At 69.0% G+C, this 12,748-nt stretch carries 12 protein-coding genes; 5 read left to right on the top strand and 7 right to left on the bottom strand.

Translation table 11 applies throughout. The features are described 5' to 3' along the window. The first annotated feature begins 5 nt into the window (after window positions 1-5). Complete coding sequence (locus EV655_RS16225) at window positions 6-347, top strand: AAA+ family ATPase (RefSeq protein ID WP_132546407.1); 342 nt, start codon at window positions 6-8, stop codon at window positions 345-347. A gap of 16 nt (window positions 348-363) precedes the next feature. Here EV655_RS16225 and EV655_RS16220 read toward each other — a convergent pair whose 3' ends face one another. Genes EV655_RS16220 through EV655_RS16205 form a run of 4 tightly spaced genes read right to left on the bottom strand, consistent with a single transcriptional unit; the run spans window position 364 to window position 5,965 of the window. Next, window positions 364-1,911: a Ppx/GppA family phosphatase gene (locus EV655_RS16220; protein ID WP_132546406.1), complete on the bottom strand. Its 1,548-nt coding sequence runs from the start codon at window positions 1,909-1,911 to the stop codon at window positions 364-366. A gap of 54 nt (window positions 1,912-1,965) precedes the next feature. Continuing rightward, the gene (locus EV655_RS16215) at window positions 1,966-4,134 is read right to left on the bottom strand and encodes an RNA degradosome polyphosphate kinase (RefSeq protein ID WP_132546405.1); all 2,169 of its coding nucleotides are present in this window, start codon (window positions 4,132-4,134) and stop codon (window positions 1,966-1,968) included. A gap of 42 nt (window positions 4,135-4,176) precedes the next feature. Further along, window positions 4,177-4,863 carry a P-loop NTPase family protein gene (locus tag EV655_RS16210; RefSeq protein WP_132546404.1) on the bottom strand — a complete coding sequence of 229 codons (687 nt, stop codon included), beginning with the start codon at window positions 4,861-4,863 and terminating at the stop codon, window positions 4,177-4,179. A gap of 1 nt (window position 4,864) precedes the next feature. Continuing rightward, window positions 4,865-5,965: an AI-2E family transporter gene (locus EV655_RS16205; RefSeq protein WP_132546403.1), complete on the bottom strand. Its 1,101-nt coding sequence runs from the start codon at window positions 5,963-5,965 to the stop codon at window positions 4,865-4,867. A 129-nt stretch (window positions 5,966-6,094) separates the two neighbouring features. On the opposite strand from EV655_RS16205, the gene proS reads away from it, so the two are divergent. The 3 genes from proS to EV655_RS16190 all read left to right on the top strand — a co-directional run bounded on the left by proS (window position 6,095) and on the right by EV655_RS16190 (window position 9,582). Continuing rightward, on the top strand, window positions 6,095-7,486 hold the full coding sequence (gene proS, locus EV655_RS16200; protein ID WP_132546402.1) for a proline--tRNA ligase: 1,392 nt from the start codon (window positions 6,095-6,097) through the stop codon (window positions 7,484-7,486). Between the two features lie 139 nt (window positions 7,487-7,625). After that, entirely contained in the window at window positions 7,626-8,912 is a 1,287-nt protein-coding gene (locus EV655_RS16195) for a lipoprotein-releasing ABC transporter permease subunit (RefSeq protein WP_132546401.1), read from the top strand. Further along, complete coding sequence (locus tag EV655_RS16190; RefSeq protein WP_132546400.1) at window positions 8,905-9,582, top strand: ABC transporter ATP-binding protein; 678 nt, start codon at window positions 8,905-8,907, stop codon at window positions 9,580-9,582. The genes EV655_RS16195 and EV655_RS16190 overlap by 8 nt, the downstream gene beginning before the upstream one ends. Before the next feature lie 30 nt (window positions 9,583-9,612). Here EV655_RS16190 and EV655_RS16185 read toward each other — a convergent pair whose 3' ends face one another. Continuing rightward, complete coding sequence (locus tag EV655_RS16185; protein WP_132546399.1) at window positions 9,613-10,572, bottom strand: phosphotransferase; 960 nt, start codon at window positions 10,570-10,572, stop codon at window positions 9,613-9,615. Window positions 10,573-10,687: 115 nt separating this feature from the next. Between EV655_RS16185 and EV655_RS16180 the strand changes: the two genes are divergently transcribed. Further along, window positions 10,688-11,077, top strand: a complete 390-nt coding sequence (locus EV655_RS16180) for a c-type cytochrome (protein ID WP_165905378.1) — start codon at window positions 10,688-10,690, stop codon at window positions 11,075-11,077. On the opposite strand, the gene EV655_RS16175 is transcribed toward EV655_RS16180, so the two are convergent. Both EV655_RS16175 and EV655_RS16170 read right to left on the bottom strand, forming a co-directional pair. After that, the gene (locus EV655_RS16175) at window positions 11,074-11,784 is read right to left on the bottom strand and encodes a DUF5765 domain-containing protein (RefSeq protein ID WP_165905377.1); all 711 of its coding nucleotides are present in this window, start codon (window positions 11,782-11,784) and stop codon (window positions 11,074-11,076) included. The two genes, EV655_RS16180 and EV655_RS16175, sit on opposite strands and share 4 nt — an antisense overlap. A 54-nt stretch (window positions 11,785-11,838) precedes the next feature. Further along, window positions 11,839-12,543 carry a DUF1194 domain-containing protein gene (locus tag EV655_RS16170; protein WP_132546452.1) on the bottom strand — a complete coding sequence of 235 codons (705 nt, stop codon included), beginning with the start codon at window positions 12,541-12,543 and terminating at the stop codon, window positions 11,839-11,841. Window positions 12,544-12,748: the final 205 nt, after the last annotated feature.

Here is a 12,748-nt window from a genome sequence, read left to right as displayed (position 1 = left end):
CATGCATGACCCGGATCGCCGCCCTCCTTCTTGCCGGTCTTCTCGCCCACGGCCCCGCCGCCGCGCAGGAACCCACGCCCGCGCCGGATGGCGACATGCGCGAGGGGATGGATCTTCTTGGCGAGGGGTTGCGGCTGTTCTTCCGCGGTCTCGGGGACGAGCTGGAACCGGCGTTGCGCGATCTTGCGCAGAACATGCAGCCCGCGATGAAGAAGCTGATCGAGATCGTCGATGATTTCGACGCCTACGAACTGCCCGAACGGCTGCCGAACGGCGACATCATCATCCGCCGCAAGCCTGACGCCCCGCTGCCACAGCCCCTGCCGGAAGGCGATATCGAGATCTGAAGTCTGGACCCGCCGGTCAGTGCCGGCGCACCCGCACGCCCGTCTCCACCCCCAGCGCCTTGGCGAGCGACAGGAACCGCGCCTCGGCGACCTCGCCGAACAGCGCCTCGGCCCGGGCGTCCAGGATCAGTTCCAGCCGCTTCTTCTTGGGGAAATGCCTCAGTTCCGCCAGCGCGTCGGGCGCGTCGGACGAGAACATCGCGCCAAAGCGCATCGCCTTGCCCAGCACCTCGGCCTGGCGCATCTGCTCGGGGTCGAGCAGCGCGAAGAGCGGCTCGAACCGGCTGCCCGCGCGGCTGTTCTTGTAGCGGTGCAGCAGAGACACGCCCAGGAATACCCGTTCCCAATGTTCCAGCCCGCCCAGATTGGCCTGGGTCGCCGTGTCGAAACAGACCTCGTGCCGGTAATCCGGATGCGCCCGCCAGGTGGTATCGTGCAGCAGGCAGGCCGCCTTGATCAGCCGGCGTTTCTCGGGCCCCGCCGCGCCGAACAGCGGCAGCACGAAATTGTAGAGCCTCTTGCCAAAGCCCGGGAACCGCGCCGAACTCGCCTCGGCAAAGCGGCAGGCCTCGACCAGCGGGTCGCGGGCGCGCAGATCTGCGGGCATCTGTTCGTACAACAGACCCTCGCGGATGCCATAGCTCGATACCGCGATCTCGCGCGGTTTCAGATGGGCCACGAGCCGTTTCAGCACCTGCACCGCAAGCGGCACGAGCGACATCCGCTCGACCGAGGTTCCGGTGCGCAGCCGCAGCGCCTCGATATCGTTCGCCTCGATCCACTCGATCGTGGCGGCCAGCGATTTCCGCGTCATCCGGTATTCGTGCAGCACCGTCAGCGGATAGCCTCGCCGCTCGATGTCCAGCCGGGCAATCGCCCGCCACGACCCGCCCACCAGGTACAGCCGCCCCGGCGTGCAGTCGAGCCCGCTGGCCAGTGTCTCGATCTCGTCGGCGATGAACCGCGCCAGCCCCTTCTGGCCGCCCGGGACGTCGCGCAGTTTCAGCGGCCCCAGCGGCGAGGTGCCCCGCTTGCCGACCCGCCCGCCGCGCAACTCGGCCAGTTCCATCGACGACCCGCCGATGTCGCAGACGATCCCCTCGGCCCCCGGCCAGCCCAGCAGCACCCCCTGCGCCGACAGCCGCGCCTCCTCGGCGCCGTCGATCACCCAGGGTTTCAGCCCGGTCTCGCGTTCGATCTGGCGGCGGAATTCGGGGCCGTCCTCGGCATCGCGCATCGCTGCGGTGGCCACCACCGTCAGCGGTGCCGCCCCCATCGCCTCGCCCAGCAGCGCAAAGCGCTTCAGCGCGCCAAGCGCCCGCCGCTTGCCCTCGGGCGACAGGCGCCCGGTTTCGCCCAGCCCCGCGCCGAGTCCGCACATCAGCTTTTCGTTGAAGAAATAGGCCGGGCTGCGCGCCGCGCCGTCGAACACCACCAGCCGAACCGAGTTCGACCCGATATCGACCACACCGACACGCGACAGGGCCCGCGCCTCGGGGCCGCCGAAAAGGGGGCGGCCGAAGGGGTCCCATGCGTCTGGGCGGTTGTCGGCGCTGCCGTCCATCTGCAGTTTACTTCCCGTGGCGCGCGGGCAGTTTGCCAATCCGGTCCAGCCCCGTCAATCGTCGACGTGGGCAAGCCGCGGCACATCGGCCGCCCCGGCCGTCCCGCGGCCCGAGAGCGAGGGGTTTTCCATGAAGAATCTGTGACAATTGAACGCGTCGGGCGCCGCCTTGGCCCGCACGAACCGCCCGTCGGCCTGCATCACCCAGCTTTGGGCCTCGTCGGCCAGGTTTGCCGCCATGATCTGGTCGACGATCTGCGCCTTGACCGTGGGGTTGGTACATTCCACCAGCGTTTCCACCCGCCGGTTCAGGTTGCGCCCCATCCAGTCCGCGGACGAGATGTAGACCCGCGCCTTGGGCGAGGGCAGGCCATAGCCGTTGCCGAAACAGACGATGCGGGAATGTTCCAGGAACCGGCCGATGATCGACTTGACCCGGATGGTGTCGGACAGCCCCTTTATGCCAGGCCGGATGCCGCAGATGCCGCGCACCACCAGATCGATCTTCACCCCCGCGGTCGACGCGGCATACAGCGCGTCGATCACGTCGGGCTCGATCAGCGAATTCATCTTGGCCCAGATCCGCGCCGGGCGGCCCTGCCTGGCGTGTTCGGCTTCCTGGGCGATCCGCTCCAGCAGCGTCGATTTCAGCGTCAATGGCGAGATCGACAGGTTCTCCATGCCCTCGGGTTCCGCGTATCCGCCGATATAGTTGAACACCTTGGTGGCATCGCGCCCCAGTGCGGCATCGCAGGTGAACAGCGACAGGTCGGTATAGATGCGCGCGGTGATCGGGTGATAGTTGCCGGTGCCGTAATGGGTATAGGTCACCAGGTTCTCGCCCTCGCGCCTGACCACCGTGCTGATCTTGGCGTGCGTCTTGTAGTTGATGAAGCCATAGACCACATGCGCGCCCGACCGTTCCAGCCGCCGCGACTGGCGGATATTGGCGGCCTCGTCGAAGCGGGCCTTCAGTTCCACCAGCGCCGTCACCGACTTGCCGTCCTCCGCCGCCTCGCACAGCGCCTCGACGATGGGCGAGTTCTTGGACGTCCGGTAGAGCGTCTGCTTGATCGCCACCACGTTCGGGTCGCGCGCGGCCTGCTGCAGGAATCGCACCACCATGTCGAAGGTCTCGTAGGGGTGGTGCAGCAGCATGTCCTTCTGCCGGATCGCGGCGAACATGTCGCCGTCATGGTCCTGCACCCGTTCAGGCACGCGCGGCGTGAAGCTTTCCCACAACAGGTCGCGGCGGTCGTCGATGACCAGTTCGGCAAGGTCCGCCAGCCCGATCAGCCCGCGCACCTCGATCACCTCTTCCTCGCCGATATGCAGTTCGCGCATGATGACGCTGCGCAATTCCTCGGGCGCGCCCGAGGACATCTTCATCCGCACCACCTCGCCCCGGCGGCGGCGCTTCAGCGCGACCTCGAACTCGCGCACCAGGTCCTCGGCCTCGTCCTCGACCTCCAGATCGCTGTCGCGCAGCACCCGGAAGGTGCAACTGCCCAGCACACGGTAGCCCGGGAACAGCGAGGACAGGTGGATCAGCAGCAGTTCCTCCAGCGGGAGGAAACGGGCCTGCCCCTCGCGCGCGGGCAGCCGGATGAACCGGTCGATCTGGTGCGGGATCGGCAACAGCGCCTGCAGCGGGTGGTTGTCGCGTTCGCGTTCCAGCTGCAACGCGAGGCAGAACCCCTCGTTCGGGATGAAGGGGAAGGGATGCGCCGGGTCGATCGCCAGCGGCGACAGCACCGGAAAGACCTTTTGCAGGAAATGATCGTGCAGATGCGCCCGGTCGCCCTTGGTCAGCCGCGAGCGTGTCAGCAGGTGGATCTCCGCCTCTTCCATCAGCCGCTTCAGCCGGTTCCAGCTGGCCTGCTGCGCCTGCAACAGCCGCCGTGCGTCGCGGTCGATCAGCACCAGTTGCTCGGCCGGCGTCAGCCCGTCGGCGGCGGGCGTGGTGTTGCCCTTCTTGGCCAGTTCGCGCAGGCCCGCCACCCGGACGGTATAGAACTCGTCCAGGTTGGTGGCCGAGATCGACACGAAGCGCACCCGTTCCAGCAGCGGCACGCGCGGGTTGTCGGCCTCTTCCAGGACGCGCCAGTTGAAGCCCAGCCAGCTGAGCTCGCGGTTGAAGAAGCGCCTGGGCCCCGTGCGCTGGGCCTCGGGGATCTCGACGGGGGCAGGAAACGGAGCTTTCAGGAAATCGGCCTGGGTCATGGCGGCGCTTATGAAAGGGGGATGTGACGGCTTTATGAACGGTTATCGGCCCTCGGGCCCGGTCTTGTCCAGCACCGCGCGCGCCAGCCGGATGCCCGGCCGGTGCCCGGTCGCCAGCGCCTCGCGGTCGATCGCGGCGACGGTTTCCGCGGCCGCCGCAAAGGACCGTTCCATCCGCTCGACAAGATAGCCTATCAACTCGGGCTTCACCGCAAGCTGGCGGTCGGCGAACAGCTTGACCAGGACCGCCGCCAGCAGGGCGTCGTCGGGCGGGCTGAGGTGGACGGTGGCGGTGGCCTGCATCCGGCTGGCCAGGTCGGGCAGCGCAATCGCCCAGTCCCTGGGCGGAGTCCGCGCGGTCAGCAGCAGCGCCCCGCCGCCCGCCTGCATCAGGTTGTGCAGGTGAAACAGGGCTGCCTCGGCCGGGCCGTCGCCGCCGATCCGGTCCCCATTCTCGACCGCAACAGCGCCGCTTGCGGCCAGGGCGGGCAGGTCGGTCCCGTCCAGGGCGGCGGCCTGAACCACCGGGGCGCCGGTCAGTTCGGCCCAGACATGTGCCAGATGGGTCTTGCCCGACGCCTCGGGTCCGATCAGCGCAAGCTTGCCGCCCGGCCAGTCGCGCCACGCCTCGATCTGCGCCACGGCAAGGTCGTTGGCGGGCGCCACGAAGAAGGCGGCGCGCCCCCGTGCCGGTCGCACGGGCAGGTCGAAGGCAAGCTGGCGGATCATGTCAGGCGGCGTCCTCGTCGTCATCCGCCCCGGCCTCCGGCTCGCGCAGCCAGGCGATTCCCTTGTAGAGGCGGCTGTCCTTGTACTGCGCGATGGCAAAGCGGGTCAGCACTCCCAGCGCGGCCGCCACCGGCACCGCCACCATCATGCCGACAAAGCCGAAGACCGACCCGAAGGCGGACAGCGCGAAGATCAGCCAGACCGGGTGCAGCCCGACCGAGCCGCCCACCAGTTTCGGTGTCAGCACGTTGCCCTCGATCACCTGCCCCGCGACGAAGACGCCGGCGGTGGCGGCGATGAAGCCCCATTCGCCCCAGAACTGGAACAGCGCCAGCCCCAGCGCCAGCCCGCCGCCCACCAGCGCGCCGACATAGGGGATGAACGAGATGAGGCCCGCGATGAACCCCACGATCAGCCCGTAATTCAGCCCCACCATGCTCAGCGCCACGGCGTAATAGATCCCCAGGATCAGACAGACCGTGCCCTGGCCGCGGATGAACCCCGCGAGTGTCCGGTCGATCTCGCCCGCCAGCCTGCGCACCTGCGGCGCGTGATCCAGCGGCAACAGCTTGTCCACCTCGGCCACCATCCGGTCCCAGTCCAGCAGCAGGTAGAAGGTGATCACCGGCACCAGCACCACCAGCACCACCACGTTCACCACGCTGGCCAGCGATGCGAGGACGCCGTTCAGCACCTCGCCGCCCTTCGACTGCACCGTGTCGCCGATCGCCGCCAGCGCCCTCGAAACGGCCGAGCCATTGTCGTTCAGCGAGGGGAACCGCTCGACCAGGAAGGTCTGGAACTGGCGCGCGATCGCGGGCGCTTCATTGACCAGCGATATCGCCTGCTGGATCAGCGTCGGCAGCACCAGCAGCGCCGCCAGCACGAAGGCCACCAGCGCCCCGGCGGTGATCGTCACGGTCGCCCCCGCGCGCGACAGCCCCGCCCGCTCCAGCCGGTCGGCCACCGGGTCCAGGAAATAGGCCACCGCCATGCCCACGATGAAGGGCATGATCACATTGCCGAGGAACCACAACAGGATCAGGAACACCGCCGCGGCGATGCCCCAGTATTTCACCTGTTCCCGGACCGGCAGGGCCATCGGGCCTCTCCTCTCTTGTCAATCTCTCTCGTTGCCCGCAGGGCGCGGCGGCGCAAGCGCGGCGCTTGTCTGGCCCTGCGCGATGACATAAGGGGTCGGAGACGCGAATTCACGAGGAAAAGGTCGAAAATGCGCCTGTCCCGCTACTTCCTGCCGGTCCTGAAGGAGACGCCCGCCGAGGCCCAGATCGCCAGCCACCGCCTGATGCTCCGCGCCGGCATGATCAAGCAGGCGTCGGCGGGCATCTATTCCTGGCTGCCCATGGGCTTCAAGGTGCTCAAGAAGATCGAGGCCATCGTGCACGAGGAACAGATCCGCGCGGGCCATATCCCGATGCTGATGCCGACGCTGCAATCGGCGGATTTGTGGCGCGAATCCGGCCGCTACGACGATTACGGCGAAGAGATGCTGCGCATCACCGACCGGCACGGGCGGGACATGCTGTACGGGCCGACCAACGAAGAGTTGATCACCGACATCTTCCGCGCCCATGTCGGCAGCTACAAGGATCTTCCGCTGACGCTTTATCACATCCAGTGGAAGTTCCGCGACGAGATCCGCCCCCGCTTCGGCGTGATGCGCGGGCGCGAGTTCTACATGAAGGACGGCTACAATTTCGACATCGACCGCGATGCCGCGATCCACGCCTACAACCGCCACATGGTCAGCTACCTGCGCACCTATGAACGCATGGGGCTGAAGGCGATCCCGATGCGCGCCGATAGCGGGCCGATCGGCGGCGAGGATACCCACGAATTCCTGGTCCTCGCCGATACCGGCGAGTCCGAGGTGTTCTATGACAGCGCGATCCTCGACCTGACGCTGGGCGACCGGCAGGTGAACTACGACGACCGCGCCGAATGTGCCGCCATCGTCAAGGAATGGACCACGCCCTACGCCCGCACCGACGAAACCCATGACGAGGCGATCTTCGCCCAGGTGCCCGAGGCGCGGCGCAAGTCCTCGCGCGGCATCGAGGTCGGCCAGATCTTCTATTTCGGCACCAAGTATTCCGACCCGATGGGTGCCGTCGTCACGAACGACAAGGGCGAACGCCTGCCCGTCCACATGGGCAGCCACGGCATCGGCGTCAGCCGCCTGGTCGGCGCGATCATCGAGGCCAGCCATGACGAGAACGGCATTATCTGGCCCGAGGGCGTGACCCCCTTCCACTGCGGCATCGTCAACCTGAAACAGGGCGACCCCGAGGCCGACGCCGCCTGCGCCGGGCTCTACAAGGCGCTGACCGAAAAGGGGCTCGATCCGCTCTACGACGACCGAGAGGAACGCGCGGGCGCGAAATTCGCCACGATGGACCTGATCGGTCTGCCCTGGCGCATCACCGTGGGCCCGCGCGGCCTGAAATCCGGCGTGGTCGAACTCACCTGCCGCCGCACCGGCACCAGCGAAGAGATGAGCCCCGAGGCCGCGGTCGCCCGCGTCGCCCGGATCTACGCACCGCATCACGGCGCGCCCCACTGGGAACCGATGGCGAAATCCAGCTTCCACACCTGGCTCTGATCGCCGCTTCCCCCTTCTTCTGGCTGGAAATATCCCGGGGGTCCGGGGGCAGCGCCCCCGGCCGCCCGCAGCGCCGCCCCGCTTGACGCCACCCGTCCGCGGCCCCACTGTCCGCCCGCGCAACCGACAGGATATGCCCTTGGCCAACGGCACCGCCCCCTTCGCCCCCTTCGAATGGATGATCGCCTGGCGCTACCTGCGCGCCCGCCGCGCCGAGGGCGGCGTCAGCGTGATGACCTGGATCAGCCTGATCGGCATCACGCTCGCCGTCTTTGCGCTGATCGCCACGCTGTCCGTCCGCGCCGGGTTCCGGGCCGAGTTCGTCGACACGATCCTCGGCGCGAACGCCCATGTCACCGTCTATTCCTCGACCTACGTCACCGACCAGGGGCTCAGCACCCGCACCATCCCGGATTACGAGGCGCTGGCCGAGCGGCTGCGCCAGGTGCCGGGCGTCACCCGGGTGGCGCCGCTGGTCAAGGGCCAGGTCATGGCCGCCTCGACCGCGGGCAATTCCGGGGTCGAGGTCTTCGGCATCGCTCCCGCGGATCTGGCCACGATCCCGCGCATCGCCGATCCCGATACCGCGCTGGGCGACATCGCGCGGTTCCCCGAGGGCATCGCCATCGGGTCGGGCGTCGCGCGGGACCTCCGCGTGGGGGTGGGCGACCGCATCCGGCTGATCTCGCCCGATGGCGTCAAGACGCCCTTCGGCACCAGCCCCCGCGTGAACGCCTATGAAATCGTCTATGTCTTTAGCGCCGGGCGCTACGACATCGACCGCACGCGGGTCTACATGCCGTTTGCCGAGGCGCAGAGCTATTTCAACCGCGAGGGCGTGGCCGACGAGTTCGAGGTCATGGTCGACGACCCCGAGCGGGTGGACGATCTGACCCCGCAACTGCTCGCCGCGGGCGGCGAGCGGGCGCTGCTCTGGTCCTGGCGCGACGCTTCGGGATCGTTCCTTCGCGCGCTCGACATCGAGGACAACGTGATGTTCATCATCCTGTCGATCCTCGTGCTGATCGCCGCGATGAACATCGTCTCGGGGCTGATCATGCTGGTCAAGAACAAGGGCCGCGACATCGGCATCCTGCGCACCATGGGCCTGACCGAGGGCGCGGTGCTGCGCGTCTTCTTCATCTGCGGCGCCTTTGTCGGGCTGATCGGCACCGCCTTCGGGGTGATCCTCGGCTGCCTCTTCGCGATCTGGATCGACCCGATCTTCTCGGCGGTGAACTACCTGTCGGGCGGCGGGGTCTGGGATCCGTCGATCCGCGGCATCTACGAATTGCCGGCCAAGCTCCAAGCGCGCGACGTGCTGTCTGCCGTCCTGCTGTCGCTTGGCCTGTCCTTCGTCGTCACCATCTTTCCCGCCCGGCGTGCAGCGCGGATGAACCCGGTCGAGGCGCTGCGCTATGAATGAGCCGGTCCTCGTTCTGGACGGAGTGGAGAAAGGCTACAACCTCGGCCAGCCCGGCGAGGTGCGGGTGCTGCGCGGCGCCTCGCTGACGCTTGCGCCCGGCGAGGTCGTGGCCCTTGTCGCCCCCTCGGGGGCGGGTAAGTCCACGCTCCTGCATATTGCGGGGCTGCTGGACACGCCCGATGCGGGCACCGTCCGGATCGCGGGGCAGGACATGGCCCGCGCCTCCGACCGCCGGCGCACCGCGGCGCGCCGCGCCGATATCGGCTTCGTCTACCAGTTCCACCACCTGCTGCCCGAATTCACCGCGGCCGAGAACATCGTGCTGCCCCAGCTTGCCGCCGGCACCCCGCGCGCCGCGGCCGAGGCCCGTGCGCGCGATCTTTTGGCGCGCGTCGGCATCGCGGCTCGCGCCGATCACCGGCCCGCCGCGCTTTCGGGCGGCGAACAGCAGCGCGTGGCGGTCTGCCGGGCGTTGGCCAACACCCCGCGCCTGCTGCTGGCAGACGAGCCCACCGGCAACCTGGATCCCGCGACCTCGGACCGGGTCTTTGCCGCGTTGATGGACCTGGTCCGCGGCACGGGGCTGGCCGCGCTGATCGCCACCCACAACCTCGACCTTGCCGCGCGGATGGACCGCGTGCTGCACCTGCAGGATGGACGGCTGGGCTGAGACCCGGCGCGGCCCGGTCCCGGCGCGCCGTCACAGCAACGGGGCAGCCTCGCCTTTCAGGAAATGCGAAACCGCGCCCTGCACGGCCGCCTCCTCGGCCGGGCCCAAGTCGCCGCGGCCCAGCACGTCCGCCAGTTCGATCCCGATGAAAAAGGGCAGATGCAGCGCCCGCTCGCGCCGGTCCAGGATCGTCAGCGGCGCGGCCAGCGCCTCGATATCCTTGGCGCCGACACCGAACCGCTGGCGCCCGCCGGGCCGGGGATGGGCCAGGTGCAGGGCCACCAGGAACCGCGCGAGATCGCGCACCACCGGCAGCGCATGCAGGCTTTGCAGCCCGATCCCGCACAGCGCCCCGTCGGCGCGCACCAGGGTCGCGGGCCGGAAGTCGCCATGGGACTGGGCCTGGGTCACGGGTTTGCCCGCCACCGTGGGCAACAGCGCCTCGATCCGCGTGGCCAGTGCATCGGCCAGCGGCCGGCCTTGGTGCGCACCGACCCGGCCCAGCTTGCGGGTCGCGGCCTGGGCCCAGTGCCGCCCGCCAAAGACCACCTGGCGCTGCGACGCGGCCACGATCCGGGCCAGCCATTCGCCGGCGTCGCTCAGCAGCGCGTCGCGCTCGCCGGGCGTGGCCGCCGCCGCGATCGCCGCCTCAAGGCTTTCGCCCGCGACATCGGCGGTCACCGTCACGCCCTCGCCGGGCCACGAGCCGACCAGCGGCGCGATCCGGAACGGCCCGTCCGCCAGCATCGCCTCCAGCCTTTCGAGCGCGCGTTTCTGCCGCCGCGCCCGCTCTGCGTGATCCTCGCCGTGGAACAGCGTCAGCACCGCCGGGGCCCCGTCATAGTGGCCGCGGAACACCGCCGTCCGGCCGGTCGCGGACAGCGCGATCTCGCTGTGAAACAGGGCGATCGCGGGCCGCCGCGCCTGGATGTCGCGCAACACCTCGGCCGCGTCGAGAAGGTGCTCCAGATCGCTCAGGTCTCGCGTCATGGGCGAACTCTCTGCCGGGGCCGGGGGATCGTCAAGGGGCCGTTGGTTGATCGTGGTCAAGGTGTTTCGCCCGGAACGCGCGCTAGGCTGTCCGCGAACGAAACGGAGGCCCGCCATGCGCATCCTGCCCGCCACCCTCGCCCTGTGTCTTGCCCTGCCTGCCGCCGCCGAACCGCCCTCGGGGATCGCGCTGTTCCGGCAGTCCTGCGCCACCTGTCACGGGCTGGACGCGCGCGGCGACGGGCCGATGGCCTCGATCCTGACGGTGGCCATGCCCGACCTCACCCTGCTGGCCGCGCAGAACGGGAACGGCTTCCCGCTGGCCCGCGTCGTCGCGGTGATCGACGGGCGCACCGAACTGACTGCCCATGGCGGGCCGATGCCGGTCTACGGCTTCTCGATGCGGGGCGAGGGCGTGGCGCTGACCGCGCCCACCGGCGACGAGATCCGCACCACCGCCGAGATCGCCGCCATCGCGCTCTGGCTGGAAAGCGTCCAGCGCTAGGCCGCCCTCGGCCCCGCCATCCGCTGCCGGATCGGCGGGCACATCCCCACCAGCACCAGCCCGATCGAGAACAGGCACCACACTGCCGGCATCTCGTTTGGGTTGTCGGTCAGTAGCGTGGCCAGGAACGGCCCGAACGCCGCGTGGAACAGCACGAAGCGCCAGGCCCCATAGGCCAGCGGCACCAGAAAGACCGCGATCAGGTAGGTCGGGAAATTCGCCGAGAATCCCAGCGCATCCGACAGCGGCGAGAACAGCCCGTTCAGCGGCACTTCCCAGCCGATATGCCACTCGCCCGAGATCGTGCAGAGCCCCGGTCCGCACAGCACCTCGCCCGGCATGCACCGCCCCAGCGCCTGCACCGGCACCAACTGAAACACCATCACCGCCGCCGAGGCCGCGCAGATCGCCCAGACCGCCCGCCGCGTGGCGGGCGGCACCGCATGGCCCACCAGTGCCATCGCAAAGGCGTTGATGAAGAACGGCTGGAACGCGATATGCAGATAGGACAGCAGGGTCACCGTCCGGTTCGCCGGGTCGCCGCACTGGTCCACCACCGCGTAGCCCGCCGCCTGCAACGTCTCCATCAAGGTGAAATAGCCCAGCGTCGCCCAGATCGCCGCGGGTTCGCCGCGCCGCGCCGCGATCACCGTGGCCGCGGCGCCCAGGCCCACCATCGTCACCGTCACCCCGGTATTCCAGCACATCGGCGGTTCCTCCCTGTGTGCAATCTTGCCGGGGGCCCGGACGCTGGCAAGGGGCTATTCGGCGCGCGCCATCTCGGTCTGGGGCATCCGCCCCGAGATTTCCAGGATCAGCTTGCGCCGCACCGCCTCGGCGAACCCGGCATCGGTCTCGGCCACCACGACAAAGGCGCCGGGGCCGCCGATGATCCGCTCGCGGTAAAGCCGTTCCAGGTCGCCCTGCGCGGGGCCGTTGCACGACCGGCAGAGGATCGGCAGCCCGTTGATGGTGATCCCCGCGGCCAGCACCTCTGCCCGCGCCTCGGCCACCGGCGGGCCGCCCCAGCTGTTCGCGCTGTCGCCGGAAAAGTCGATCACCTTGCGCCAGCCCTCGATCTCGTTGGTCTCGATCAGCTCCTTGCCCTTGAGCAGCGCCGAGCCGATGGCGTTGCGGCCAAAGGCCATGCGGGGCGGCGGGATCAGGGCGGCGGCAAAGGCCGCGGCGTCCTCGGGGGTGGCGATGATCGTCCAGGGCACGACGACATCCTCTTCGCCCGCGCTGGCCCATTCGACGTAGGTGACCGCGATCCGGCCATAGGCGGTGTTGGCGATGGCGGCCAGCACGGCGGAGTCGGTGATCGCCTCGGCATAGCCCTGCCGCTGGAACCGGATTTCCGCCATGTCGATGGAGCCCGAGGCATCGGCCAGCAGCACGAGTTCCAGATCCACGTCCTCGGCCAGGGCCGGGGCGGCGAGGGTCAGGGCAAGGGCAAGCGGGCGCAACATGGGGGCTCCGTCGGGTCGGTGTCCCTCAGGAGGTAGGGCGGGGATGGGGGGAGGGTAGGGCGGGTGTGAACCCACGGTAGGCGGGGTGGTGGGTTGGCACCGACCCTCTTGCAGTTACCCACAAGTATCCGCCGGGGGCGTTGCGAGGCGGGCACCTTCGACGAGGTCGGCGAGGCGGGAGAAGCCCCGCCATATCACCGTC

This window comes from Rhodovulum euryhalinum (assembly GCF_004342445.1).
Classification (GTDB): Bacteria; Pseudomonadota; Alphaproteobacteria; order Rhodobacterales; family Rhodobacteraceae; genus Rhodovulum; species Rhodovulum euryhalinum.
Note: the sequence above shows the minus strand (reverse complement) of the source record. Positions and strands in the feature narration are given on the sequence as shown.

Excerpts from the sequence above, each read along its gene's own strand:
- EV655_RS16225 (WP_132546407.1), top strand. The coding sequence starts at position 6 with ATGACCCGGATCGCCGCCCTCCTTCTTGCCGGTCTTCTCGCCCACGGC.
- EV655_RS16220 (WP_132546406.1), bottom strand. The coding sequence starts at position 1,911 with ATGGACGGCAGCGCCGACAACCGCCCAGACGCATGGGACCCCTTCGGC.
- EV655_RS16215 (WP_132546405.1), bottom strand. The coding sequence starts at position 4,134 with ATGACCCAGGCCGATTTCCTGAAAGCTCCGTTTCCTGCCCCCGTCGAG.
- EV655_RS16210 (WP_132546404.1), bottom strand. The coding sequence starts at position 4,863 with ATGATCCGCCAGCTTGCCTTCGACCTGCCCGTGCGACCGGCACGGGGG.
- EV655_RS16205 (WP_132546403.1), bottom strand. The coding sequence starts at position 5,965 with ATGGCCCTGCCGGTCCGGGAACAGGTGAAATACTGGGGCATCGCCGCG.
- proS (WP_132546402.1), top strand. The coding sequence starts at position 6,095 with ATGCGCCTGTCCCGCTACTTCCTGCCGGTCCTGAAGGAGACGCCCGCC.
- EV655_RS16190 (WP_132546400.1), top strand. The coding sequence starts at position 8,905 with ATGAATGAGCCGGTCCTCGTTCTGGACGGAGTGGAGAAAGGCTACAAC.
- EV655_RS16185 (WP_132546399.1), bottom strand. The coding sequence starts at position 10,572 with ATGACGCGAGACCTGAGCGATCTGGAGCACCTTCTCGACGCGGCCGAG.
- EV655_RS16180 (WP_165905378.1), top strand. The coding sequence starts at position 10,688 with ATGCGCATCCTGCCCGCCACCCTCGCCCTGTGTCTTGCCCTGCCTGCC.
- EV655_RS16175 (WP_165905377.1), bottom strand. The coding sequence starts at position 11,784 with ATGTGCTGGAATACCGGGGTGACGGTGACGATGGTGGGCCTGGGCGCC.